The organism is Streptococcus sp. SV2 (assembly GCF_030440175.1).
GTDB classification, from domain to species: domain Bacteria; phylum Bacillota; class Bacilli; order Lactobacillales; family Streptococcaceae; genus Streptococcus; species Streptococcus raffinosi.
Map to the genome: position 1 here is coordinate 39,519 of NZ_JAQFJQ010000007.1, position 24,517 is coordinate 64,035.

23 protein-coding genes and 1 pseudogene are annotated in these 24,517 nt (G+C 41.5%); 5 read left to right on the forward strand and 19 right to left on the reverse strand.

Annotated features, from left to right (window positions below):
• Positions 1–8: 8 nt before the first annotated feature.
• Positions 9–923, forward strand: coding sequence for an ethanolamine utilization protein EutJ (locus PCY14_RS05545; protein ID WP_145516318.1), 915 nt, complete (start codon positions 9–11; stop codon positions 921–923).
• Between the two features lie 38 nt (positions 924–961).
• Here PCY14_RS05545 and PCY14_RS05550 read toward each other — a convergent pair whose 3' ends face one another.
• The 12 genes from PCY14_RS05550 to PCY14_RS05605 all read right to left on the reverse strand — a co-directional run bounded on the left by PCY14_RS05550 (position 962) and on the right by PCY14_RS05605 (position 12,490).
• Positions 962–2,395 (reverse strand): LCP family protein, encoded by a 1,434-nt coding sequence (locus PCY14_RS05550; RefSeq protein ID WP_145516320.1) that lies wholly within the window; start codon positions 2,393–2,395, stop codon positions 962–964.
• Between the two features lie 11 nt (positions 2,396–2,406).
• Positions 2,407–3,231: a prephenate dehydratase gene (gene pheA, locus PCY14_RS05555; protein ID WP_021145736.1), complete on the reverse strand. Its 825-nt coding sequence runs from the start codon at positions 3,229–3,231 to the stop codon at positions 2,407–2,409.
• Positions 3,222–3,713, reverse strand: coding sequence for a shikimate kinase (locus PCY14_RS05560; RefSeq protein ID WP_145516324.1), 492 nt, complete (start codon positions 3,711–3,713; stop codon positions 3,222–3,224). Before PCY14_RS05560 ends, pheA begins: the two co-directional genes overlap by 10 nt.
• A complete protein-coding gene (aroA, locus tag PCY14_RS05565; RefSeq protein ID WP_003093644.1) occupies positions 3,706–4,989 on the reverse strand; it encodes a 3-phosphoshikimate 1-carboxyvinyltransferase in 1,284 nt (427 codons plus the stop codon). Before aroA ends, PCY14_RS05560 begins: the two co-directional genes overlap by 8 nt.
• 80 nt (positions 4,990–5,069) lie before the next feature.
• Positions 5,070–6,020 (reverse strand): L-lactate dehydrogenase, encoded by a 951-nt coding sequence (locus PCY14_RS05570; RefSeq protein WP_301363236.1) that lies wholly within the window; start codon positions 6,018–6,020, stop codon positions 5,070–5,072.
• A gap of 54 nt (positions 6,021–6,074) precedes the next feature.
• On the reverse strand, positions 6,075–6,413 hold the full coding sequence (locus PCY14_RS05575; RefSeq protein ID WP_002890462.1) for a YlbF/YmcA family competence regulator: 339 nt from the start codon (positions 6,411–6,413) through the stop codon (positions 6,075–6,077).
• A gap of 9 nt (positions 6,414–6,422) precedes the next feature.
• Positions 6,423–7,529 carry a prephenate dehydrogenase gene (locus tag PCY14_RS05580; RefSeq protein WP_293911452.1) on the reverse strand — a complete coding sequence of 369 codons (1,107 nt, stop codon included), beginning with the start codon at positions 7,527–7,529 and terminating at the stop codon, positions 6,423–6,425.
• 29 nt (positions 7,530–7,558) lie between these two features.
• Positions 7,559–8,725: a chorismate synthase gene (aroC, locus tag PCY14_RS05585; protein WP_301363237.1), complete on the reverse strand. Its 1,167-nt coding sequence runs from the start codon at positions 8,723–8,725 to the stop codon at positions 7,559–7,561.
• Positions 8,726–9,793: a 3-dehydroquinate synthase gene (gene aroB / locus PCY14_RS05590; protein ID WP_301363238.1), complete on the reverse strand. Its 1,068-nt coding sequence runs from the start codon at positions 9,791–9,793 to the stop codon at positions 8,726–8,728. It abuts the gene before it with no gap.
• Positions 9,794–9,805: 12 nt separating this feature from the next.
• Positions 9,806–10,663, reverse strand: coding sequence for a shikimate dehydrogenase (locus tag PCY14_RS05595; RefSeq protein WP_301363239.1), 858 nt, complete (start codon positions 10,661–10,663; stop codon positions 9,806–9,808).
• On the reverse strand, positions 10,653–11,330 hold the full coding sequence (gene aroD / locus PCY14_RS05600) for a type I 3-dehydroquinate dehydratase (protein WP_021145748.1): 678 nt from the start codon (positions 11,328–11,330) through the stop codon (positions 10,653–10,655). Before aroD ends, PCY14_RS05595 begins: the two co-directional genes overlap by 11 nt.
• Positions 11,327–12,490, reverse strand: coding sequence for a class I SAM-dependent rRNA methyltransferase (locus PCY14_RS05605; RefSeq protein WP_301363240.1), 1,164 nt, complete (start codon positions 12,488–12,490; stop codon positions 11,327–11,329). The genes aroD and PCY14_RS05605 overlap by 4 nt, the downstream gene beginning before the upstream one ends.
• Before the next feature lie 161 nt (positions 12,491–12,651).
• Between PCY14_RS05605 and PCY14_RS05610 the strand changes: the two genes are divergently transcribed.
• Both PCY14_RS05610 and PCY14_RS05615 read left to right on the forward strand, forming a co-directional pair.
• The gene (locus PCY14_RS05610) at positions 12,652–14,832 is read left to right on the forward strand and encodes an LTA synthase family protein (protein WP_021145751.1); all 2,181 of its coding nucleotides are present in this window, start codon (positions 12,652–12,654) and stop codon (positions 14,830–14,832) included.
• A 158-nt stretch (positions 14,833–14,990) separates the two neighbouring features.
• Positions 14,991–15,177: pseudogene (locus tag PCY14_RS05615) on the forward strand (hypothetical protein).
• A 182-nt stretch (positions 15,178–15,359) separates the two neighbouring features.
• Here the strand turns inward: PCY14_RS05615 and eno are convergent.
• Positions 15,360–16,658 (reverse strand): surface-displayed alpha-enolase, encoded by a 1,299-nt coding sequence (eno, locus tag PCY14_RS05620; protein WP_002889001.1) that lies wholly within the window; start codon positions 16,656–16,658, stop codon positions 15,360–15,362.
• Between the two features lie 206 nt (positions 16,659–16,864).
• Here eno and PCY14_RS05625 point away from each other — a divergent pair, with 206 nt between their 5' ends.
• Complete coding sequence (locus PCY14_RS05625; RefSeq protein ID WP_021152143.1) at positions 16,865–17,320, forward strand: YueI family protein; 456 nt, start codon at positions 16,865–16,867, stop codon at positions 17,318–17,320.
• A gap of 31 nt (positions 17,321–17,351) precedes the next feature.
• Here PCY14_RS05625 and PCY14_RS05630 read toward each other — a convergent pair whose 3' ends face one another.
• The 3 genes from PCY14_RS05630 to ccpA are packed head-to-tail and all read right to left on the reverse strand — an operon-like array spanning position 17,352 to position 20,605.
• Entirely contained in the window at positions 17,352–18,467 is a 1,116-nt protein-coding gene (locus PCY14_RS05630; RefSeq protein ID WP_301363241.1) for a glycerate kinase, read from the reverse strand.
• A 12-nt stretch (positions 18,468–18,479) separates the two neighbouring features.
• Positions 18,480–19,547, reverse strand: a complete 1,068-nt coding sequence (locus tag PCY14_RS05635) for an MmcQ/YjbR family DNA-binding protein (RefSeq protein ID WP_301363242.1) — start codon at positions 19,545–19,547, stop codon at positions 18,480–18,482.
• A gap of 56 nt (positions 19,548–19,603) precedes the next feature.
• Entirely contained in the window at positions 19,604–20,605 is a 1,002-nt protein-coding gene (ccpA, locus tag PCY14_RS05640) for a catabolite control protein A (RefSeq protein WP_293938651.1), read from the reverse strand.
• A gap of 312 nt (positions 20,606–20,917) precedes the next feature.
• On the opposite strand from ccpA, the gene PCY14_RS05645 reads away from it, so the two are divergent.
• The gene (locus PCY14_RS05645) at positions 20,918–22,003 is read left to right on the forward strand and encodes a Xaa-Pro peptidase family protein (RefSeq protein WP_301363243.1); all 1,086 of its coding nucleotides are present in this window, start codon (positions 20,918–20,920) and stop codon (positions 22,001–22,003) included.
• A 98-nt stretch (positions 22,004–22,101) separates the two neighbouring features.
• On the opposite strand, the gene PCY14_RS05650 is transcribed toward PCY14_RS05645, so the two are convergent.
• From PCY14_RS05650 to smpB, 3 genes are all read right to left on the reverse strand, one after another.
• On the reverse strand, positions 22,102–22,470 hold the full coding sequence (locus tag PCY14_RS05650; RefSeq protein ID WP_008534113.1) for a S1 RNA-binding domain-containing protein: 369 nt from the start codon (positions 22,468–22,470) through the stop codon (positions 22,102–22,104).
• A gap of 1 nt (position 22,471) precedes the next feature.
• The gene (locus PCY14_RS05655) at positions 22,472–23,878 is read right to left on the reverse strand and encodes a Cof-type HAD-IIB family hydrolase (protein WP_301363244.1); all 1,407 of its coding nucleotides are present in this window, start codon (positions 23,876–23,878) and stop codon (positions 22,472–22,474) included.
• A 154-nt stretch (positions 23,879–24,032) separates the two neighbouring features.
• Positions 24,033–24,497: an SsrA-binding protein SmpB gene (gene smpB, locus PCY14_RS05660; RefSeq protein WP_301363245.1), complete on the reverse strand. Its 465-nt coding sequence runs from the start codon at positions 24,495–24,497 to the stop codon at positions 24,033–24,035.
• Positions 24,498–24,517 lie beyond the last annotated feature (20 nt).

The following is a 24,517-nucleotide window of genomic DNA, read 5'->3' on the forward strand; positions in this document are numbered from 1 at the left end:
GTGGACCAATGAAGGTATTTTTTAAGAAAATTCCCTTGGCCCTATCTAGTCTAGTTCTTGCCCTCTTTAGTTTATCCAATCAAATAAGCCACTATACCCTGATTGCTCAGGGTATTTGGTGTTTAGCCAGTATAGGTTTTATACTTATACTGGGACGCTTGATTCTTGGATTTGAACAAATAAGAGAAGATTTGCGAAACCCAGTCGTTGCATCAGCCTTTGCTAGTTTCTTTATGGCTGCCTTTCTATTTGCCAGCCGCCTCCCACTAGCTCAGACAGGCTTAAGTGTGACTTGGATTGGACTCCTTGGACTTTATATTGCCTATATTATTTTTTTCAGTCTGCGTTTTTTACGCCCACTCTCTTTGAATCAAGTTTATCCAAGCTGGTTCGTGGTCTATGTTGGCCCAGCTATCAGTCTTATGACAGTACCCGCTAGTCTTCCAACTAGCATCAAGGGACTTATTCTGGGAGTAACGGGATTTGCGACTTTAGCCCTCTTTCCACTTGTTTTGTGGAGAATGAGACAGATAGCCATTCCTCACCTCTATCGACCTATACTTGCCATTTTAGCAGCACCTCTGGCCCTTCTCATTACCAGCTCAATCAAGAGTAATCAAAGACCTGCAACTATTATTTTACTTGTCCTACTCTTATTCTCGCAAGCATTCTTTTTCTATGCTCTTAATCTCTTCGTAAGACTGGTCAAAAAAGGCTTTATCCCACTCTTTGCAGCTTTTAGCTTCCCCTTGGTTAACAGCGCCAATGCTTTCAAGGCAGCTACTACTAGCCTTAAGCTCATGAATCCGATGACCCATCTGATTTATCTAGCCGAGTTCTTACCAGTTCTTGCCATTATGGTATATTTGCTCTATCATTTTCTGAAGCTTTTGTATCATGCTCTTGTAGCGGACGCACACTAAAAACAAGCCTGTTCACACTGAACAAGCTTGTTTTTTTCTTATCTAAATCCTAATTTCTTTAACTTAGCCTGGTAACTGTCAAAATCAATTTCAATACCTTGACCGCCGTAGAGGTCATAGTTATCTACCCAATCACCATCTGATGGAATAGTTTGAGAACTGATACCATTTTTGAAACTACTGGCATTTGAAAGACCCAAATCCAACATTTCTGTCATGCTCATATTGGTTGAGGTCAGAGAGTAAACCTTCCCTAAAGCCTCAGGTCCCTTAAAAAGACTAAGCGGATTTTTAACTTGCTTCATCATAGCTTGAATGACTTGTTGTTGACGCTTGGTACGGCCATAATCCCCTTCATCATCCTTACGAAAACGGGCATAGTTCAGAAGGGTGCGCCCATCCATATTTTGTTCACCAATTTTGATGGTTTGATTTGGCACATGACCATTCTTGTCCATTCTCAAATCATCTGGAACTTTGACTGAGGACACTTTTTTACCATCAACAGTGGAGAATTTGGCATTGATTTCCACACCATTCGGAAATAAGGTATCAATCCCCGTCGCAAAGGTCTCAAAGTCAACCATAGCGTAATACTTAATATCTATGTCAAAATTCCGCTTGAGCGTCTCACGTATGAGTTCTGCCCCTTGATGGTTATTTTGCTCACCAATATTGAAGGCTGAATTGAGTTTCAAGTCTTGAGAATACTCTGATTCTGAAGCGCCTTTAATATTAACCAAGGTATCACGCATAAAGCTGACCATCTTGATTTTACCTTCCTTATTGCCCACATTGATGACCATGATGGAGTCCGTTCTAGCATCTGTAGATTCCTGACTCACACGTTGGTCCGAACCAAGGATAAGGATATTAACCCCATCTCTAGTATCCTTGCCGTTAAAGGTCTCAACTAAGGCAGGCTGGTAAGATTTACCGTTATTTCCGGCCGCAGATAGGTCTGTCCCCTTGTAAAATTGATAGGCCATAGCCAGCACCAAAAAGACAACACCAAGACTTAAGCAACTAAGCACTAGCTTAACGACTTTCTTGAGTCTTCGCTTTTTCTTTGGTCGCTTCTTCTTAGCTGGTTGAGGGCTTGGTTTAGAAGCAGTTTTTGAGATAGGACGTCGTTTTTTAGGAACTTTTTTTCGCTCAGGTCTGCTTTGAGGGGCCTCCTCTCGATAAATGGGGAGTCCTTCGTCTGTCAGCTGATGAACATTCTCATAATCAGGCTCCTGATAGCTTTCCCGACGATTGTCATAAGACTGTCGCCAAGCGGCTTGATAGTCATCCTCTCTTTGCTCCTGATACCTTCCATAGGAGCGCTCCGCTTCATAAGCATCCAACTTACTTTGCAGATAATTGAATTCCGAAGCCTGCTGCCCATTGAGGTAAGCAAGATTTTTTAAAAGATAGCTGTAACGTAACCGTTCATGATGCGTAAACGGCCCATTGTTAGATTTGGTCATAAGATTTCCCTTTAAATTTCATATACCTGGTAAGCACCCAAGATTTTATATCCAATTCCAACTGCAGTTAACTCTTCAAGAGCAAACTGAGCCAACTTCTCCTGTGTATAATCACAATCAATGATAAAGAAATATTCGCCAAGCACAGTCTTCAAAGGACGACTTTCAATCTTAGTCAAGTCAATGCCTCGCCAAGCAAAGGTAGACAGGGCTTTATAAAGCGCACCCGGCATATTGTCAGGCAAGGTCAAGGCCAGCGTTAATTTACAATCAATCTGATGAAGAGGAATCTCAGGAACAGAGTTTCCAAGCACCCAAAAACGGGTATAATTCTTCTCAATTTCTTGGATATCCTTGGCTAAAATTTCAAGACCATATTCCTCAGCAGCAGCACTAGGTGCGATGGCTGCATAAGGTTGATCAGGATTTTCAGCGACAAAGCGAGCGGCAAAGGCTGTACTGGCTGTTGTTTCAATCTTAGCCTTGGGAAAGTGCTGTTTAATGTACTTCTTCCCTTGAGCAATTGCCTGAGGGTGTGAAAAGATTTTCTCAATCTGTGCATGGTCCTTAACCGCCATCAACTGTTGCTTGATAGGCTGAACAATCTCCGCCACAGCACGAATATCTGCCTGGTGAAAAAGATAGTCTAAACTCTCATGAACAGAGCCCTCGATAGAATTTTCTACCGGAATAACCGCATAATTCACACGTCCTTCTTCATAAGACTTGATAACTTCAGTAATGGTTCCCAGTGAAACCAAGTCAGCCTTAGGAAAAGCTTTTAAGGCTGCATTATGCGTAAACGACCCGATCGGGCCCAAATAACCTACATACATTTGATAAACCTTGCTACTTCTTCTGGTGTACGGTTATCGACTGTGACAACCAAGTCTGCTAAACCTTGATAGAGGGCCATGCGACCATCGTAAATGGCTTTGAATTCCTCTTTAGAATGGTTGAGAAAGAGGGGACGTTGATTTTTAGTATCCTTTTTAATGCGATCATAGACCACATCGAAAGAAGCGTGGAGCCAAACGTTATGCTTACGATTCTTGATCAAGAGCTGACGATTACGCTCCGTTACAACGACACCACCTCCAGTAGAGATGACGACATCATCTCCCTCTTGGAGAAGTTCTTCCAAAGTCTCAGACTCAATCTGACGAAAGGCTGCTTCACCTTCTTTTGCAAAAAAATCAGCAATGGACATGCCGATTTTCTCCTCGATGACCTGATCCATATCAACGAAACGACCATCCAGGTATGGGGCGACGGAACTCTTACCAACTCCCATAAAGCCCAATAAAACTTTAGCCATTGAGCAATCCTTCCAAGTCACTAAAGAAGCTTGGGTAACTTGTATTGATAGCTTCTGCACGTTGCAAGTCAACCTCACCATCTTGAACCAAGAGAGCAGCAATAGCTGTCATCATACCAATTCGGTGGTCACCAAAGGTATTGACCTCTGCTCCATGAAGAGCGGTCTTACCAGTGATAATCATACCATCCTCTGTTGGAACAATATCAGCCCCCATAGCATTCAAGGCATCTGCCACCACCTGAATACGGTCGGTCTCTTTGACCTTGAGTTCTTCAGCATCACGAATCACTGTCTTACCTTGGGCTTGCGTCGCCAAGAGTGTGATAATCGGAAGTTCATCAATCAAACGTGGAATGATATCGCCACCAATTTCAGTTCCTTTAAGTTCTGAAGTTTCAACCGTAATAGTCGCAGATTTGGCAACTTGGTCAATATCTGAAAGGGTAATCTTACCACCCATATCTTTGATCACATCAATGATACCCGTACGTGTCTCGTTGATGCCGACATTTTCCAAGACAATCTTAGAGTTAGGCACCACGAGTCCCGCTACCAACCAAAAGGCCGCTGAAGAAATGTCACCTGGAACCACGACTTCTTGAGCAGTAAAGCTTTGGCCACCAGAAATACGAATTTCCTTGCCATCTACTTGAAGCTGACCACCAAACTGCTGAATCATATCCTCTGTATGATTACGTGTTTTTTCCTTTTCAATGATGACAGATTCACCATCAGCTTGAAGCGCTGCAAAAATAAGAGCAGATTTAACCTGAGCAGAGGCCACTGGCAATTGGTAATGAATAGGTTTAAGGGACTTGCTACCGTGCATTTTCAATGGTGGCAAATCACGGTCTGTTTGACCAGAAACCTCTACACCCATCTGACGCAAGGGAATGGTCACACGGTCCATCGGACGTTTTGAAAGGGAATCATCTCCAAACATCTCTACATCGAAATCTTGACCTGCAAGCACACCTGAAATCAAGCGAATGGATGTTCCAGAGTTACCCATGTCCAATTTGTTTTGAGGAGCCTTGAGACCATCAAAACCAACACCGTGAATGCGTACCACATCACCATCATCCTCGATAGTCACACCCAAATCACGGAAGACCTGCATAGTTGAGAGGACATCCTCACCTCGTAAAATATCACGAACAGTTGTCACACCTTTGGCAAGACTTCCGAACATAATCGAACGGTGACTGATTGACTTGTCACCAGGGATACGCAAGCTGCCATGAAGACCTTGGGCCTTGGTTTCTAGTTTCATAGGTTACTCCTGAAAATTTTATAGTTACTCTCATTATACCATAATCGAAAGCCCAACCATAGACTGAATTGTCAAAATATTCACTCGTTTGTATTGCCATACTTTTCTTTCAAGAAGGCAACCGCCTCTTGAACACGGTTCCGAATCAAGTTAGCAGACTCCTGCAAAAGATTTTTTTCCTCAGCCGACAAAGACAAGCGAACTGGAGCAGCCACCCCATGACGCCCTAGGATGACTGGATAGCCAAGATAGGTTTGATATGCTTCTTGATAGCTTGATACTGCCACTTCTTCTTGAGCATCCGAAAGGATAATAGACACCAAACGAAGAGCCGCACTGGCAATGCCGTAAGACGTATACCCCTTACCATAAAAGACTTTGTGGCCACCCTTCATGGATGCCATGAACAAATTTTGTCGCTCTTCTTCGCTTGTCAATTCTGTAATGTCTTGCCCTTTAACCTTGACTTGACTCCATGCTGTAAATTGGGAATTCCCATGTTCGCCAAGATTGTAGCCAGATACTGATTTGGGATTGACTGATAAATCATCTCCTACCGCTGCCTTCATTCTCGCCGTATCGAGTAAAGTCCCTGTCCCAATCACACGTTCTCTTGGCCAGCCTGTGAATTCCTGATAGAGAGCTGATACGGCATCAACAGGATTTGAAATAACCACAAGGACACCTTTAAAATCCAACTTTTTGAGTTCTTGAGAAACTTGATAGACTGCTTCTCGGGTAAATGGAAATTCAGCAAAACGATCTTCACCAGCATTATGCTGCAACTGAATATTACCAAGCGATGAAATAATCACATCAGCATCTTCAAGGGCTGCATAATCATTGACAACAATCTTAGCATAGCTAGGCAGATTGGCCATGGCATCCTTAAAATCCTGAGCATCTGCTTCAGCCTTTTTATCATTGATATCAATAAAGACATAACTATCGGCTAATCCTTGAGCGATTGCCCCATGAGCTACCGCAGCACCAACATTTCCCATTCCAATAATTCCAATTTTACGAGCCATAATTTACCTCCTTTAATGCAGAAAAGGGCCTGTCAATTGACACACCCTCTTTGATTAACTATTCAATTCTTGCAAAGGTTTGAAGATGATACGTTCAATATCGTTCAAATAAACAGACAAACCTTGTTGTGCAGCCAAGTATTCTTTCAAAAGGGCATTAGCTTCTACCTTTTGACCCAATTCTTGAACAGCTGCTTGTTCTTCTGCAGTTGGCATTGTACCAGCTTGCATTTTAGCATAGAAATCCTCTTGGAAGTCAGTGAACTCTTTGAAAAGCGCACTAGCTTCAGCATCAGCTGCAATGGCTTCTTTTTTCTCTACCAAAGTTTTGTACTCAGGAAGGGCACGAATGCCACGTTCCAACTCATTTGCTAAATCATAAATATTTGTCATTGTATTCTCCTAGGCGATCACCACATGATAGTCTGTATTGGCTTCAATAACAGTCTTAGCATGCGTGCGATCTTTTTCATTTTTAAAAGTAATTTGAAGGATACCGTGAATATCTTCACGATTTTCTTCATTGATCCGAAGGTTAACCAAAGACGTTCCCCGCAACAATTCCATAATGCTGAGGATAACGTCCTCACGGTCAGGAACATCCACAAAAATATCGAAGGCACTTTCCACGCCACCCTTTTTGTGGATTTCCATCTCTTTGCGTTTCTTGCGACCGTTGTCAAAGAACTCCCAAATAGCATTTTCATCCTCAGCCTTAATCAAATCAGCCACATGGTCCAAACGCTTTTTGAAATCTTCAATACGATCCAAAACGGCAGGCCCATTAGTCATGAGAATGGAAGCCCACATACCAGGTTCACTCTCAGCAATACGGGTCATATCTCGGAACCCCCCAGCCGCAAAGTGATTAGTCATCTCGTGAGCCTGAGCATAATCAGCCGCCTGCTCCATAAGACCAGAAGCTAAAAGGTGGGGAAAGTGACTGATTTGACTGGTTACACGGTCGTGTTCAGCCGCATCAATCTCCACAAAACGTGACTTAAGCCCAGACAAGATGTCCTTAAGCTCTGGGATAGTTGTCTCTCTTGTCAGACTTGTCGGTGTGAAAATATAATAGGCATTTTCAAAAAGCGTCACGTCGGCTGCAATAGCCCCTGATTTATGGGAACCAGCCATAGGATGGGAACCTACAAACTGAACATTTTTTCCTGCTAGGTAATGCTCAGCTGCCTCAACAATATCAAGCTTGGTTGAGCCGGCGTCTGTGATGATGACATTATCTTTCAAGTTCAAGTTGGCCAACTCTTTCAAGTAGGACACTGTTTGCTTGATAGGCACAGCCAAGATAATCACATCCGCCAACGGAGCAAACTCCTTGAAATCATTTGTTGCTCGGTCAACAATCCCACGCTCCAGCGCAATATTTCGAGAATAGTCAGAGCGATTATATCCAAGAATCTCATAATCGGGATGATCTCTTTTAATTCCGAGACCCAAAGAACCTCCAATCAGACCCAAGCCTGCGATATAAATCGTTTTCTTACTCATTACTACTCCCATCTTTTCATTGATGCTGCTTAAAAGTTTTTCACATAATCACGGTGACGTGCCACCGCTTCTTTCAATTCTTCCAAATTATCAGAAGAAAATTTTTCCAAGATTTCATTGGCTACGACTGTAGCAACCACCGATTCCATAACGACACCCGCTGCCGGTAAGGCCGTAGGATCTGAACGTTCAACAGTTGCCTTATATGGCTCGTGAGTTTCGATATCCACAGACATCAATGGCTTGTAGAGGGTTGGAATTGGCTTCATAACCCCACGGACTACAATTGGTTGGCCATTGGTCATACCACCTTCAAACCCACCAAGGTTGTTGGTGCGACGCGTATAGCCGTCTTCTTCATTCCAAAGAATCTCATCCATGACTTGAGAACCCTTGAGGTAGCCATCCTTGAAACCAAGACCAAACTCGACACCCTTGAAGGCATTGATGGAAACAACTGCTTGGGCAATCTTGGCATCAAGTTTTGTATCCCATTGCACATAAGAGCCAAGACCCACAGGGACACCCCCAACGACCGTTTCAACGACACCACCAATGGTATCACCTTCTTTTTTGATTTGGTCAATGTAATCTTTAATTTCTTGTTCACGCTCTTGGTTAACAACTGAAATATCTGACTGTTGAGCCAATTCCTTGATTTGAGCGACCGTCAAATTCTCAGGCACATCAATTTCCTTACCACCAAAGACCACCACATGGTTAGCAATTTCAATATCAAGCTCAGCCAAGATACGTTTAGCGACAGCACCAACCGCCACACGCATAGTTGTTTCACGCGCACTAGAACGTTCCAAAGAATTACGTAAATCATCGAAACGGTATTTCATACCACCAACCAAGTCAGCATGGCCAGGACGTGGGTGAGTGATTTTACGTTTGGTTTTCAAACAGTCCTCAATGTCTTCCACAGCCATGATATCCAACCATTTTTGATGGTCCTTATTGATGACATGGAGGGTAATTGGAGCCCCTGTAGTTTTCCCATGACGAACACCAGAAGTAATTTCAACCTTATCAGACTCAATTTTCATACGGCCACCACGACCATAACCACCTTGGCGGCGTTTCAAATCACCATTGATATCTTCAGCCGTCAAGGGAAGACCAGCTGGAACACCCTCGATAATTGCTGTTAGACGTGGTCCGTGAGACTCACCTGCTGTTAAATATCTCATTTATTTCTCCAAGTATTCTTTCATTTCAACCAAAGGAATCTGATTGATAGCTGTCTTACCGATTTCTGGAACGATAACAGTCTTAATGCTATTACCACGAGCCTTTTTATCATGTGTGAGAGCAGTATAGAGCTCCTCAACACGCCATGGCTCATAATCTACTGGCAAACCAAATTTGGCACACATCTCGGCAATTTGACGAGTGATACCCTGAGGCATTAGTCCTTTTCCCTCAGCCACACGTGAAATCTGAACCATTCCGATAGCCACCGCTTCACCGTGCATGACCTTACCGTAACCAGCGGTTTGTTCAACAGCGTGCCCAATCGTATGACCAAAGTTGAGGTACATACGAACCCCACCTTCAAACTCGTCTTCAACGACAATTTTACGCTTCACATTACATGAACGGTAAATGATAGTTTCTGAGTTTTCTAAAATACTGTGAACTGAACCATCAATGCTCTCAAGGAGGTGCCAAAGTTCAGGATCGTCAATCAAACCGTATTTGACAACCTCACCCATACCTTCAATCAATTCACGTTTACCAAGTGTCTCAAGGACATTAGGATCAATCAAGACCCCATCAGGTTGAGCAAAGGTTCCCACAATATTCTTAGCGAAAGGCGTGTTCACACCTGTCTTACCACCAATAGATGAATCCACCTGGGCAGTTAGACTAGTTGGGACCTGAACAAAATGAATCCCACGCATATAAGTTGAAGCGACAAAGCCTGCTAGGTCGCCAACAACGCCACCACCAAGAGCGACAATCCCATCACTACGTGTCATGCCATTCTTAATCAAAAATTCATAAGCCTTGTTAGCAGTCCTAAGATTTTTACTTGCTTCACCTTCTAGGAAATCAAAAACGACAACCTCAAAGCCCTCATGCTCCAAGCTAAGCTTAACTCTTTCAGCGTATAAGCCACCCACATGGTTGTCTGTAATAAGCGCAATCTTTTGTGGTTTCCAAAGTGACTTGACCCATTGACCTACCATCTTAAGAGCTCCCTTTTCAATGATAATGTCATAAGGGTTATGTGTTAAATTTACCTCTAGTTTCATCGCTGTCCCCTCCTAGCTATTGTATATCTTTTCTAATTCCTGCCAAATAGCATCTGTTGACATGTCCTTACCCGTCCATAGTTTAAAGGCACCTGCTGCTTGATGCAGTAACATGCCCAAACCATTTACGGCTTCCAGTCCCTGTTGTCTAGCCAAGGCCAAGAAAGGTGTTTCAAAAGGCTGATAAATAATATCCGCAATCAAAAGCCCCTTAGGAAATATAGTATCTTTGGCGATTGGCAAGGATTTTCCATCCATACCTACACTTGTCGCATTCACCAATAAATCGGCCTGGCCTAGTTCTTCTTGAAAATAGTCAACATCACTTAAAGCATGAAATTCCAAGTGACCATCCGTTTGGTCCATCAAGGTCTTAAAACTGTTTTTTGCCTTATCCAATGACTGGGGACGAACATAGATACTGACCTTTTTGGCACCGTCAAGAACAGCTTGCGTCACAATAGCCTTAGCTGCTCCACCAGCACCCAAAATCATTAGATGAGCACCTTTAGGACTGAAATTCTTGAGGCTGGCAAAAAAACCAAAACCATCTGTATTATGACCAATCAAATGGCCATCACGATTAACAACCGTATTAACCGCACCAATCAATTGTGCTGCAGGACTAAGCTCATCCAAAAAAGAAATAACCTTCTGCTTATAGGGCATAGATAGATTGATACCGAACATATCATAACGTCTAATATTTTCAACAGTCTCAGCCAGATCTGACTCTGGAATTTCCCAAGCAAGATAGACACCATTCACTTGTGTCTTTTCAAAAGCTAAATTATGAATAAAAGGAGAAATGGAATGTTTGATTGGATTGGCAACGACAGCAGCTAAGCGTGTATATCCATCAATCTGCATTCAAAACCTCCCTAACCTTTCGCATATCTGCCAAACTAACTTGGCCCGGTGCACTGGCATTATCAAGACTAGCAAAGGTCCATGATGACCCTACCAAATCACCCGCCAAGCGAGACAAACGACCAAGTTTACCCATTGACATGGTAGCAAACTCCTGATTAGGATTGTAGGCCTTAAAACCACGTGTGAAATTCAGAAGGTCAAGAACATCTTGCTCATGTTGTGGCATAACAGCCACCTTAACGACTCGTGGCGTCAAATTCGTCATTTCAGACAGGAGCTCCATAAGATTTTCTGGGGTCTCGTTGAAATTATGATAAGACAACACCAAATTTGAATACCCAAGCATCTGATCAAAGACCGCCTTGTGTGTAAAGTACTCAAAATCAATATAGTCTGGCGAATAGATAGCAGACACATCATTGATAAGCGCCACATACTCTGCATCGGTCAATTCAATGTTTCCACCTTCACGTGTTGTACGAATGGTAAAGATAATTTCAAAACCGGCAAATTTCTCGAAAATGGCCGGTGCAACCGTTAAAATACTATCCTTATCCAAAAAATCTGCACGCCATTCAATAATATCTGCCCCAGCAAAACGAGACAATTCAAGCGCTTGTGCCTCCTCTAAGCTAGTAGGCATAATTGGAACTACAATTTTCATTTATTTACCCTTATTGTATATACTTTCAAATAGTTTGATGCCGGATCATTAGGATTGACGGTGAAATCCGCTGGCAATTGTTGCAGGTTAACAAAATCCGCCGAAACATCACCCAGACCCTTACGCAGTTGCTTTTTAAACTGTTGCACAGTCATATTAGCTGCATTAGTACTTGCGATGATTGTTCCACGCTCTGTCAGGATATCAAGACTCTGCGCAATCAACTTATGATAATCCTTACTTGCTGAGAAGGTGCGTTTCTTGTTACGAGCAAAACTTGGTGGATCAATAACGATAAAATCATAGGTCAAACCTTTTTTCTTGGCATATTTGAAATAATCAAAAACATCCATTACGACGAGGCGATGATTGTCCATACTAAAACCATTAGCCTTAAAATGTGCTGTGGACAATTCACGTGACCGCTTTGCTAAATCGACTGAAGTGGTCTCAATTGCACCTCCCATAGCAGCAGCAACTGAAAAAGCTGCCGTATAAGAAAACATATTTAAGACAGATTTGCCAAGAGCCAAACCATTAACTAAACCATCGCGAACTTCATGCTGATCAAGGAAAATCCCTGTCATCAACCCATCGTTGAGGAAAACTTCATAAGTTACTCCATTTTCCAAAATGGTAAAAGTATCAGTCGCCTCTTTTCCAAAAAGATGTTCCGATTCAAAATCAAGACCCTTAAAACGAATTTTTTCATAGCCTCCCAAAACCTCAGGAAAGACCGTTTGAAAAGCCTCTACAATAACATCCTTCAAGGAATAAACAAAGGCATTGTACCATGAAAAGAGGGCATAATCTCCATATAAATCAATGGTGAGGCCACCAAAGTCATCTCCATCTTGATTAAAGAGACGAAAAGCCGTCGTCAACTCATTGTCATAGTAAGTCTGGCGTTTTAGCTTAGCCTGTTCAAAAAGCCTCTGAAAATAAGCCAGAGTCAATTTTTGCTTTTTATTAGAGAGAAACCAACCTATACCTTTATTTTGGCTAGACAAATAGCCCGTTCCTAAAAAAGTCTTAGACTGGTTATAAAGATAAATCAACTGATTGTTTTCACTTACATTTGGAAAATCTTCAGCTAAAAGCAATTGCTTTCCTTGTTTGATTTTTTTCTCCGCAATGGGACTTACCGTCAATATACTCATGTTACTATTATACCAAAAAAATCCTCGTATTTCTGTTTCATAACTAGATTTTATCAATTATATGTCAAGGAATATCACACCAGATGGCAGTAAATTTTTGAGAGTCATTTTGTTATTTGGTATAATAGTTAGGATAATACAGAATCAAAGGAAGTATTGCTTTGAAAAAATTAATTGACGCCTTTTGGAAAGGAGTGTCATCAAGACTTGGATTCATCCTCTTGTTGCTCTTTTTCTACTGGCTAAAAACCATATTCGCTTATTACGTCAATATTAATCTTGAGTTGGAAAGCAAGTATCAGGTTATGCTTTCGCTGATTAATCCCATTCCGCTAGGGTTAATGCTTCTAGGATTGGGGCTTTACTTCAAGAAACGACGATTCTTTTATAGCATCACGATTGCTATTTATGTCATCCTTAACCTTCTGCTCATTGCCAATGTGGTCTACTTTGGAGAGTTTACGGACTTCATCACGGTAAATACCATACTAGCGAGCTCCAGCTCAGCAGCAGGACTTGGAGACTCAGCCAAGAACCTTTTTGAACCAAGTTATATCTTTTACTTAATTGATATTCCTTTCTTCATTTACGCTGGTTTCAGAAAGAAACTCCAAACAGACAGTAAACCCTTTAATAAACGAGCTAGTTTTGCCGTTACAGCACTGGCGACACTCCTTCTATCCGTTAACCTTTTCTTAGCAGAAGTTAACCGGGGTGAGTTGCTAACACGTGGTTTCTCAAACAACTATATTGTTCGTGCTATGGGTATTCCCTTCTTTACCGCTTATTCTGGTAACCTGACTTATCAGGCTTCGCAAGCTCGTTCTTCTGCAACAGCGGAGGATATGAAAAAGGTTCAAGCCTATGTCAAAGAACACTACGTTGCACCAGATCCTAAGTATTTCGGAATTGCCAAGGGAAAAAATGTCATTGTCATTCACTTGGAAAGCTTCCAACAGTTCCTGATTGATTACAAGCTCCAAGTCGATGGTAAGTCTTATGAAGTTACCCCATTCCTCAATTCCATTTATCATTCAAACGAGACCCTTGCCTTTTCAAACTTCTTCCACCAAGTCAAGTCAGGGAAAACCTCTGATGCCGAAACCTTGATGGAAACGTCTCTCTTTGGACTAAGTACAGGGTCATATATGGTAAACTATGGTGGTACAAACACTGCCTATGCTGCTCCATCTATTCTTGCTCAAACAGGTGGTTATACATCCGCTGTATTCCATGGAAACACCGGTTCCTTCTGGAATCGAAATAACACCTACAAACAGTGGGGTTATAACTATTTCTTCGATTCCTCAGCCTTCACTGAGAAAACCGAGGAAAACTCCTTCCAATATGGCCTAAACGATAAGTATATGTTTCCAGGTTCTATCAAATACTTGGAACAAATGCAACAACCTTTCTACGTTAAATACCTAACCGTATCTAACCATTACCCATACACTTCCTTGTCAGGCGATGAAAAGGAACAAGGTTTCCCACTTGCTGAAACAAAAGATGAAACCGTTAACGGATATTTTGCAACAGCTAACTACCTTGACTCAGCTGTCAAGGACTTCTTCGATTACCTCAAGGCTACTGGTCTTTATGATAACTCCATTATTGTGATGTACGGTGACCACTACGGTATCTCTGATACACGAAGCAGTAATCTAGCTGATCTTCTTGGAAAAAATTCTGAAACATGGTCTAACTATGACAAAGCTATGCTTCAACGTGTCCCTTATATGATCCATATTCCTGGATATACCGGTGGTGGCATCTCTAACACCTTTGGTGGCGAAGTGGATGCCCTACCAACACTTCTTCATATTCTCGGTGTCGACACTAGCTCATACATTCAGATGGGGCAAGACCTCTTATCACCTGATAATAAGCAAACCGTCGCATTTAGAACATCTGGACAGTATGTGACTCCTCAATACACTAGCTATTCTGGTAGACTTTATAACACTCAAACAGGTGAGGAAATCACCAATCCTGATGAGACGACAAGGAAAAACAACGAAGCCATTCGAAAGGCAGTGGCAACTCAGCTTTCTATGAGTGACGCTGTCCAGACCGGTGACCTCCTTCGTTTCTACACACCTAATGGCTTAAAACATACTGACCCAAGCACCATCTCTTATACCAAACAAATGGAACAACTAAGAGAAATCAATAAAAAACTGAAAGACAAATCGACTAGCCTTTATAAAGAAAAAGGCAATCACTCAACAGCTGACCTATTCAAGACACCGTCTTACAAAGAGCTTCACCCAACAGAACCCGAAAATTCTGGTTCAAGTTCTAGTTCTTCCGAACAAAGCTCATCCACTGTACAAGAATAGGCCATTAAGGCAGTCCAATTGGGACTGCCTTTTTTAGTTTACCAACACTTAGATGAAATGCTGATTCTTTAGATAATCCCCTCAAACATATTTCTTGCTAGTTTTCTACAAGCATGATTAAATAGGATTTATAAGAAAACTTTTAGAGGAGAACAGACATGAATCCATTGGAATTATTTAACCAAGTGAAAGAAATGATCGAGAAAAAAGATTTCGAAGCTGCCAAAACATTTGTCGAGGACAATAAAGATAATTTAGGCGAGTACTTCGACCAAGCAAAAGCTCTTGTTTCTGGGAATGAAATGATTAAGTGGTGCTTTAGACAAGATTAAAGGCTTATTCTAAGCCTAAATCCCCTCAATCACATTAGGGTTGAGGGGATTTTTTATTCAGAGTACTTATTGAAAAGTGTTGGATATCTGACGTTTTATGAGTTGTCAACCTTGCCCCTTTCTTGACCCTCAGATAGCAAAAAAAGAACCCTAGGCTTAACCTAGAGTCCTTAGAAACGTTGTTAAATCAACGTTTTATTTTTTCAAGTTGTAGAATGATTTCAAACCACGGTATTCTGCAACTTCACCAAGTTGATCTTCGATACGAAGCAATTGATTGTATTTAGCAATACGGTCAGTACGTGACAATGAACCTGTCTTGATTTGACCAGCGTTAGTTGCAACTGCGATGTCTGCGATTGTTGAATCTTCAGTTTCACCTGAACGGTGTGATACTACTGCAGTGTATCCAGCTTCTTTCGCCATTTCGATAGCGTCGAAAGTTTCAGTCAAAGTACCGATTTGGTTAACTTTGATAAGGATTGAGTTAGCAGCGTGTTCTGCAATACCTTTTTCAAGGTAAGCTGTGTTAGTTACGAAGAAGTCGTCACCAACCAATTGAACTTTACCACCAAGACGTTCAGTAAGAGCTTTCCAACCGTCCCAGTCGTTTTCATCCATAGCATCTTCGATTGTGATAATTGGGTATTTGTTAACCAATTCTTCGATATAATCGATTTGTTCTGCGGCAGTACGTTTAGCTCCACCTTCACCTTCGAATTTAGTGTAGTCATATACACCGTTTTCGTAGAACTCAGATGATGCACAGTCGAAACCAAGGAATACATCTTCACCTGGTTTGTAACCAGCAGTTTCGATAGCTTTGATGATAGTTTCAACAGCATCTTCAGTACCGTCAAATGCTGGTGCGAAACCACCTTCGTCACCTACGGCTGTTTCAAGACCACGTTCTTTAAGGATTTTCTTAAGAGTGTGGAAGATTTCAGCACCCCAACGAAGAGCTTCTTTGAATGTTGGTGCACCAGCAGGTACAATCATGAATTCTTGGAAAGCGATTGGAGCATCTGAGTGAGAACCACCGTTGATGATGTTCATCATTGGAGTTGGAAGAACTTTAGTGTTGAATCCGCCAAGGTAGCTGTAAAGTGGAACTTCAAGGTAGTCAGCAGCTGCGCGTGCTACAGCGATAGACACACCAAGAATAGCGTTGGCACCAAGTTTACCTTTGTTTGGAGTACCGTCAAGAGCGATCATGGCGCGGTCAATACCTTGTTGATCACGTACGTCGAATCCGATGATGTGTTCAGCAATAACGTTGTTTACGTTATCAACTGCTTTTTGAGTACCAAGACCACCGTAACGAGCTTTGTCACCATCACGAAGTTCTACTGCTTCGTGTTCACCAGTTGAAGCTCCTGAAGGAACCATACCGCGTCCGAATGCACCAGATTCAGTGTAAACTTCTACTTCAAGTGTTGGGTTACCGCGTGAGTCAAGGACTTCGCGAGCGTAAACATCAGTAATAATTGACATTACAATACTCTCCTTATGAGTTAAATTTTTTTACACCTTTATAGTACCACAATATCAAGGGTTAAGCAAATTAAAACCAGAATTTTCTAGCGATTTTCTATTTTTTAATATTTTCAATTAATTTTGAAAATATCAGAAAAAGATCTTGATGAAAAGGAATTCAAAATATTGTATAATACTAGCAAGAAAATAAACAGGAGAACTCTATGACTTCACTTGAAAAAAAGGTGCTCCAATGGGCTAGTGGTGAGAAGCGCTTAAAACCTGATGAATTACGTCACTATTTTGGAACCTATGCAGAACGTGTCGTCTTAGCTATTCTATTGGAAAATGCTGAAAAGAAAACTGTAATGGAGAAATTTCCAAAGATTTTAAAAGATCTTTCATTAGCTTACCCTCATCTAAGTCTCAAGCTTTCACCCAATCTAGCCGACCAGACACAATTCACCTATATTAAAACTGCTCAAGCACTCAATATTTCCGCTACTATTGTGGATGAAGCCAAAGCACACTCACCATATGGAATCATCGTGCATAGTGATAAGGCAGAAAATCTTGATAAGGTCCTCTTCTCGGAGATTCATCCCGATATTCTTGCTCCTCAAAAAACACAGCAAGCTATTACCAAAAAAGGATTTTTTGCTAAACTTTTTGGAAAATAAAAGCTGACACTAGGTCGGCTTTTTTCTTATGTCACAAGGTTTGACTCAACTTGATGAGGTTGCCAATATTGAGTCCTGTTCGATAGAGATTCTCCTTGGCTGAAGCTAGGACTTGGTCTAAAGCTGCTACTTGTCCAATAATAGGGAATGCAGCTGAAATCCCAGCTACTGGAAAATCCGGTAAGTCATCTTTCAGACTACCACATATTGCGATGACAGGGATACCTGATGGTGTTCGTTTAGCTACACCAACTGGCGCCTTACCAGATAGAGACTGTCTGTCCATACGCCCTTCTCCTACGATGACCAAATCGGCTGACTTAACCCGTTGGTTAAAATTAACACAATCAAGTACAAAGTCAATACCTGATTTAATTTCAGCACCAGCAAAGGCCACTAAACCTGCAGCCATACCCCCTCCGGCACCTGAACCAGTAAGATGTAAGACTTCAGGAGCAAAGGCCTTGTAGAATTGTTTCATAGACTGATCAACCCTTTCAAATTGCAAAGGATCTAACCCCTTTTGCCCACCAAAAATATAGGTGGCCCCATTTAGTCCACACAAAGGGTTATCTACGTCAGTGATTAGACGAATGGTCGTGGCTGACAAATCAATCTTGCCTTGCGACGATACCCTTTTGATAAGGCTAAGATTAGCACCTATTGGCTCAAGCTCCTGTCCTTCAGAATCATAAAAACGATAACCCAATCCATATGCCATACCAATACCACCATCATTGGTAGCAGATCCACCTACGCCTATAATAAACTCTCGGATGCCAGATTGAACCAAATGAACAATTAGTTCACCTACGCCTTGTGTCGTTAGAGCTAGAGGATTTCGTTTTTCCTTAGGAATTTGTTCCAAGCCACAAATTTCGGCCATCTCAAAGATAGCAGTCTGTCCATCACTAGCATAGGTGACCGAACCATCACTCGTATAGGCATGGGGAAGCCTAATCCTTCTCTTTTCAAGATTTAAATTTTCAACAAGAGCATCCAAGGTTCCTTCACCACCGTCACCAATAGGGACAAGGTCAAATTCGGCATCAGGTAAGGCTTTCGAAAAGCCAGATTTAAGAGCTAGGGCAACCTCTTTTGCCGATAAACTTTCCTTAAATGAATCAGGTGCAATCAAAATTCGCATGATTTTCTCCTTTCATTTTCCTTTCAAGTAAGGAGACATAGCTTGGACCAGTTCATCCGTCATATGGCGTGGTCCTCGAACTGTTTTAATTCCAAAGTTCTTTAAAATCTCACTGTTAAAGTCCTTATCCATAAAAGTGTGCAACAGTTTGATTCGCATCAATGCCTTAATACTCTCCTCCTCACGGTAACCCTGATTGGGTATATTAGCCTCCAAGACTTGACAGAGATAACGGATAGCTTTGGTAGGTGCCGTAATATAGATGGCAACGAAATCTCCCTTTTGCATACTCGCTTTCTGGGTCCACAGAATCTCCTTATTTGCTGAAAATTCCGCTCCAATATCATAATATTTCAGATTAGCTGGTATAAGCCAATAATGAGGCTCTGAAGTTTTGCGAAGATGTTTAGGAGCCACTAGGGAACGACTCCTAGCAACAAGCTTAAAAACCACCTCATCTGGTAGCGTTTCATCTAAGACAAGACTAATCCAACTTTTCTTAGACATGTGATAACTAGGAAAAATTCCTTCCATTTTCATGAGTTGTTCCATATCTTTGGGGTCAACCTTAAGATTAACCACATCATAAATCTGGTCTGCCTTTTCACTATCAAGCCCTAGTTTTCCTCCTTTGAGAGGAAATAGCAAGGCGTACCACTTACCAACAATTCGATATGAAAGATAGTCTGGATATTTCTCAAATGGATGATCTGCCTGGTCCAAAAATTCTTGAGTCAAGAAGTTTGCCAGACGATTAGCCTGTGGGGATGAAAACAATTGATCCTCATAGCAGGATTCAGCCACTTGCGAAAGGAGGATTCCATAGGCTTGTCTGACTTGACCCACATAGGTTCCCCTTGCTTGGGGACTACGAAAGGTATCATAAGGCTCATTAAGGTCAATGTCTAGAACCTGTCCTCTTAGATTACCTTCTTCATCAATGAGTAGTCTAGCTTCAAGTTCTTGGTCAATGAGTGGCTTTCTTAATTCCCATCCTTTATCAGTGGTCCTAAATCCGAAGGCCTCCAGGCTATCAGGGTTTAACCGTTTCTTCTTAAAATAGGCATCCTCAAAAGTCATTATTCCTCCTTTTTTCAAAGGAAAAGTTGAGACAAAATCATGCCCCAACACCTTTTTTATTTCGTTGATTGACGTAAGGTAAGACCGTGATTCAGAATAACGTCTTTTTCTTCTAGTTCTTCCTTATTCATAATTTTAGTCAACATACGCATGCTAACTGCCCCTAAATCATAGAGAGGGAGACTGATACTTGTTAGATTTGGACGGGTGTAACTTGTAATCGGTGAATCATTGCTGGTAATGATTTCAAAATCTTCAGGAACTGATTTACCTGCTACAAAGAGACCATTTAGGAGGCCTGCAGCCAATTCGTCTTCTCCCACATAGGCAGCCGTAGCCCCAGAATTCAAGACACGTTGTGCCAAATCAAAACCATCTTTGTAGCTATACTTAGCTTCGAAGACAAGTCCCTCGTTGTAGCGCATATTATTTTTTTCAAGTCCTGCCTTATAACCAACCAAACGAAGCTTACCATTAATATCATCAATCAGTGGTCCTGATACAAAGGCAACCTTTTCATTGTTTTTAGCAAGCTGTGTAATAGCATCTTCAACGGAAGCCTTATAATCAATGTTAACACTTGGTAATTGATTTTCAAGATCAACCGTACCTGCTAAAACGATTGGTGTACGGGTACGAGAGAATTCTGCACGGATTTTTTCTGTCAGATGGTACCCCATGAAAATGATACCATCCACTTGTTTAGCAAATAAAGAATTAATGACTGCAACTTCATGATCGTCATTTTCATCACTAGAAGCAAGAACAATATTATACTTGTACATAGAGGCGATGTCATCAATACCTTTTGCCAGAGTCGCAAAATAGCTATTAGCAATATTTGGAATAACAACTCCTACAGTAGTGGTTTTCTTACTCGCCAAGCCACGCGCAACTGCATTTGGACGATAATCCAGGCGATCAATGACTTCGAGCACTTTTTTTCGAGTGTTTTCTTTTACATTTTTATTTCCATTTACAACACGAGAGACCGTTGCCATAGACACACCAGCTTCGCGGGCAACATCGTAAATAGTAATCGTTTCATCAGTATTCATAAAAACACATCCTTTCTAACGTAACGCTCACTTATCCAAGATAATTGTAGCAAATTTTGAAAACACTTTCAATTATTTTGACTGATTTTTTACAAAAAAATGAAAGGGATTCCTTCTTTATGGTTACGAGGAAGAAAGCCATTTCAGAAAAAGACCTCTCATTTCGTGTTTCCAAGACTATCCATCGCTTACAAAACTAGCCTAAAAAAGTCTCAATGAAAGAAAATGATTTAATGAAAAGCCAAAAAATAACTTGCATTTTCCCTATAAAAGTGACAGAATGAGTGTAAGAAATACAAAGGAGTTTTTTCTATGTCTAAACTTGATCGCATTCGTCATTTTTTGAATGAAAATAAAGCAGGGCTAGCTATTGTTTCAGATCCTGTAACTGTCAATTATCTTACTGGTTTTGATTGTGATCCACATGAACGCCAAATGTTCCTCTTCGTCTACGAAAATCGGGAGCCTGCCCTCTTTGTTCCTGCTCTTGAGGTTGCACGTGCCTCTGCTGTACTCGACTTCCCAGTCTTTGGTTATGTGGATTCTGAAAATCCATGGCAAAAAATCAAGGCTGGCCTAGCAAGTACAGACAGCCCTATTATTTATGCAGAGTTTGACAATCTCAATGTGACTAAGTTCCAAGGATTGCAAACGGTCTTTGATGGTCGCTTTGAAAACTTGACACCATTCATTCAAAAAATGCGCGTTATCAAGTCAGCTGATGAAATTCAAAAAATGATTGTTGCCGGTGATTATGCCGATAAAGCTGTAAATATCGGTTTCGACAATATTTCTCTTGATGTGACTGAAACTGACATCATTGCCCAAATTGAATTTGGTATGAAAAAAATCGGTATTAATCAAATGTCCTTTGAAACCATGGTTCTTACAGGTAATAATGCCGCAAACCCTCATGGTATTCCTGGAACTAACCGTATTGAGAACAACAGCCTTCTTCTCTTTGACTTGGGTGTTGTCAGTCAAGGCTACGTCTCAGATATGACTCGTACCGTAGCTGTCGGTCAACCCGACCAATTCAAGAAAGATATCTACAATATCTGTTTGGAAGCTCAATTGACAGCCCTTGATTTTATCAAACCAGGTGTAACAGCCAGTGAAATTGATGCTGCCGCTCGTCAGGTTATTGAAAAGGCTGGTTACGGTGAATACTTCAACCACCGTCTGGGACACGGTCTTGGTATGGATGTCCACGAATTTCCTTCCATCATGGATGGCAATGACTTGGTCATCGAAGAAGGCATGTGCTTCTCTGTGGAACCTGGTATCTATATTCCTGAAAGAGTCGGTGTCCGTATCGAGGACTGTGGTTATGTTACAAAAGACGGCTTTGAAGTCTTCACACACACACCAAAAGAATTGCTCTATTTTGATGTTTAATGAAAACACAAGGGTCTTCAATTAAGTTGAGGACCTTTTCGTTTGCACTCAAATTCAAAAGCCATATAAAAAGCTGACTCATCGTGAGTCAGCTTTTGCTATTTCTCCTCATGTTCTTGTCGAAGATAGTCAAGGCCTTCTTCAATCCATTCTGGCATGGCTGCAGCTAAGGGCTTGAAACCATAGTTCAATCGACTATCTGAGAAACGGTGGCGATGAGGAATTTTATTTTTTTCTTCTTCAAGTGTTCTCAAAGAAAGACTGGCCTTTTGTGTAAACTCATCAAAGTCAACGACCTGAACCAAGACATCTTGGTCTACCTTTAGGGTATTGTAGATGTTGTCAATATAACCTGTCTTAATCTCTGAGATGTGAATCAAGCCTGTGGTACCATTTTCCAAGGAAACAAAGGCTCCGTAAGGCTTGATGCCTGTGATAACACCCTTAAGCTTGTCTCCAATTTTCATCTTAGTCTGCTACCTCGACTGTTTCAATGACAACATCTTCAAGTGGCTTATCTTGAGCCCCAACTTCGACACTCGCAATCTCATCAAGTACCTTATAAGAAGCTTCATCTACCAATTGACCAAAAACTGTGTGGCGATGATCAAGGTGAGGTGTTCCCCCATTTTCAGCATAAGCTTCAGCGATTGGTGCTGGCCAACCACCTCGCTCCAATTCTTTTTTAGAATATGGAATTTCTGGTGTTTGAACGATAAAGAATTGACTACCATTAGTATCTGGTCCAGCATTGGCCATAGAGAGCGCCCCACGAAGGTTGTAGAGTTCTTTAGAGAATTCATCCTGGAAGCTACCACCGAAGCTTGATTCACCACCCATACCAGTACCAGTTGGATCACCACCTTGAATCATAAAGTTCTTGATGATACGGTGGAAGATTACACCATCATAGTAACCACTTTTAGCCAAATTGACAAAGTTAGTAACGGTTAGTGGCGCATGGTCAGGGAAAAGTTTGATGACCAAATCGCCGTGATTTGTTTTAATCGTTGCGACTGGCCCTTCTACTGAATCCAAGTCAAGTTGTGGGAAATGAAGTTCTTTTTCTACCAATCCGAGTTCCTCCAAGGCATGGAAAATGCCATCTTCTTCTACTGTTCCTGTAACGTAATCTGCTTTTTCTTTCAGTTCTGGTGTGGCATTACCCATGGCAATCTTAAGACCAACATAGTCAAAGATTTCCATATCATTTGGACCATCACCAAACATCATAGCATTTTCTGGTTTAAGATTTTCATGTTCCAAGACATGACCAACACCAGAAGCTTTTGAGATACCATTGGCCACCACATCTGATGAGTGTTCGTGCCAAGGTACCATACGGACATGGGATGCCAGTTCTTCAGGTAATTCAAGGTCACCATCATTTTCCGCAAAAGTCCACATATGGTAAACATCATTCGACAAGTGAAAGTCTGGCTCCACATCACAAAGACCATAGACTGGTTTCATAGCATTATCAATCAAATCTGAACGCTCTGAAACAACTGGCTTATCCTTACCTGCAAACCCCCAGGCAATCCCAATCTCTTTGCACCATGCAACGAAGGCTTCTGTAATCTCACGTGGAAGGGGATGATTGTAAATTTCATCGTTTTTTCGATTAATCACATAGGTTCCATTAATGGTTACAAAATAATCTGGCTCTAGGTCACGGATTTCCTCAACCACACCATAATAGCCACGTCCTGTCGCAATCCCTGTCAAGATTCCTTTTTCTTTAAGACCCTTGAAAACAGCTTTTATAGATTCAGGAATGTAACCTGTCTTCTTGACACGAAGCGTATCATCAATATCAAAGAAAACAATCTTAGTTTTCTTTGCCTTGTATTTTGTTTTTGCATTTACTGGCATTGCTAATCTCCTTACATAAGATCAAGTCTATCGTTAGGTGCTCATCAAAAGACACCCTAACAAAAAGACCATACGGCATTCCCATTATATCATTTCTTAAAGCTAAAAAGCAAAAAATCATCTAAGACTTGAATGGTCCTAGATGATCGCTGTCTTAACGGTTAACGCTCTTAATAACACGTTTGATATCACGCTCTTGTTCACGGCGTTTGATAGATTCACGTTTATCGTAGTCGTGCTTCCCTTTGGCAATACCAAGCAAGACCTTGGCAAAACCATTTTTTAGGTAAACCTTAAGAGGAACCAAGGTCATCCCTGTTCCCTTAAGGTCGTTTGCAAGTTTGACGATTTGCTTTTTCTTAAGCAATAATTTTCGGATACGGTCTGGATCCTGGTTCCAAATATTTCCTTGCTCAAAAGGAGCAATATGGACATTGATTAACCAGGCCTCACCATTTTTGATTTGGGCATAGCCATCTTTAAGTTGGATACGAGCCGCACGAACAGACTTAATTTCCGTTCCTGTTAGCACGATTCCTGCTTCAATAGTATCAACGATACTATAGTCATGTCTCGCCTTTTTATTCTGAGCAACAACATTGCCTTCACCCTTTGGCATAGCAGTCCCTCCATTCTCAT

What these genes read in the sequence shown, in the direction of transcription:
- PCY14_RS05545 (WP_145516318.1), top strand. Translation starts at nt 9, where the DNA reads ATGAAGGTATTTTTTAAGAAAATTCCCTTGGCCCTATCTAGTCTAGTT.
- PCY14_RS05550 (WP_145516320.1), bottom strand. Translation starts at nt 2,395, where the DNA reads ATGACCAAATCTAACAATGGGCCGTTTACGCATCATGAACGGTTACGT.
- pheA (WP_021145736.1), bottom strand. Translation starts at nt 3,231, where the DNA reads ATGTATGTAGGTTATTTGGGCCCGATCGGGTCGTTTACGCATAATGCA.
- PCY14_RS05560 (WP_145516324.1), bottom strand. Translation starts at nt 3,713, where the DNA reads ATGGCTAAAGTTTTATTGGGCTTTATGGGAGTTGGTAAGAGTTCCGTC.
- aroA (WP_003093644.1), bottom strand. Translation starts at nt 4,989, where the DNA reads ATGAAACTAGAAACCAAGGCCCAAGGTCTTCATGGCAGCTTGCGTATC.
- PCY14_RS05570 (WP_301363236.1), bottom strand. Translation starts at nt 6,020, where the DNA reads ATGGCTCGTAAAATTGGAATTATTGGAATGGGAAATGTTGGTGCTGCG.
- PCY14_RS05575 (WP_002890462.1), bottom strand. Translation starts at nt 6,413, where the DNA reads ATGACAAATATTTATGATTTAGCAAATGAGTTGGAACGTGGCATTCGT.
- PCY14_RS05580 (WP_293911452.1), bottom strand. Translation starts at nt 7,529, where the DNA reads ATGAGTAAGAAAACGATTTATATCGCAGGCTTGGGTCTGATTGGAGGT.
- aroC (WP_301363237.1), bottom strand. Translation starts at nt 8,725, where the DNA reads ATGAGATATTTAACAGCAGGTGAGTCTCACGGACCACGTCTAACAGCA.
- aroB (WP_301363238.1), bottom strand. Translation starts at nt 9,793, where the DNA reads ATGAAACTAGAGGTAAATTTAACACATAACCCTTATGACATTATCATT.
- PCY14_RS05595 (WP_301363239.1), bottom strand. Translation starts at nt 10,663, where the DNA reads ATGCAGATTGATGGATATACACGCTTAGCTGCTGTCGTTGCCAATCCA.
- aroD (WP_021145748.1), bottom strand. Translation starts at nt 11,330, where the DNA reads ATGAAAATTGTAGTTCCAATTATGCCTACTAGCTTAGAGGAGGCACAA.
- PCY14_RS05605 (WP_301363240.1), bottom strand. Translation starts at nt 12,490, where the DNA reads ATGAGTATATTGACGGTAAGTCCCATTGCGGAGAAAAAAATCAAACAA.
- eno (WP_002889001.1), bottom strand. Translation starts at nt 16,658, where the DNA reads ATGTCAATTATTACTGATGTTTACGCTCGCGAAGTCCTTGACTCACGC.
- PCY14_RS05625 (WP_021152143.1), top strand. Translation starts at nt 16,865, where the DNA reads ATGACTTCACTTGAAAAAAAGGTGCTCCAATGGGCTAGTGGTGAGAAG.
- PCY14_RS05630 (WP_301363241.1), bottom strand. Translation starts at nt 18,467, where the DNA reads ATGCGAATTTTGATTGCACCTGATTCATTTAAGGAAAGTTTATCGGCA.
- PCY14_RS05635 (WP_301363242.1), bottom strand. Translation starts at nt 19,547, where the DNA reads ATGACTTTTGAGGATGCCTATTTTAAGAAGAAACGGTTAAACCCTGAT.
- ccpA (WP_293938651.1), bottom strand. Translation starts at nt 20,605, where the DNA reads ATGAATACTGATGAAACGATTACTATTTACGATGTTGCCCGCGAAGCT.
- PCY14_RS05645 (WP_301363243.1), top strand. Translation starts at nt 20,918, where the DNA reads ATGTCTAAACTTGATCGCATTCGTCATTTTTTGAATGAAAATAAAGCA.
- PCY14_RS05650 (WP_008534113.1), bottom strand. Translation starts at nt 22,470, where the DNA reads ATGAAAATTGGAGACAAGCTTAAGGGTGTTATCACAGGCATCAAGCCT.
- PCY14_RS05655 (WP_301363244.1), bottom strand. Translation starts at nt 23,878, where the DNA reads ATGCCAGTAAATGCAAAAACAAAATACAAGGCAAAGAAAACTAAGATT.
- smpB (WP_301363245.1), bottom strand. Translation starts at nt 24,497, where the DNA reads ATGCCAAAGGGTGAAGGCAATGTTGTTGCTCAGAATAAAAAGGCGAGA.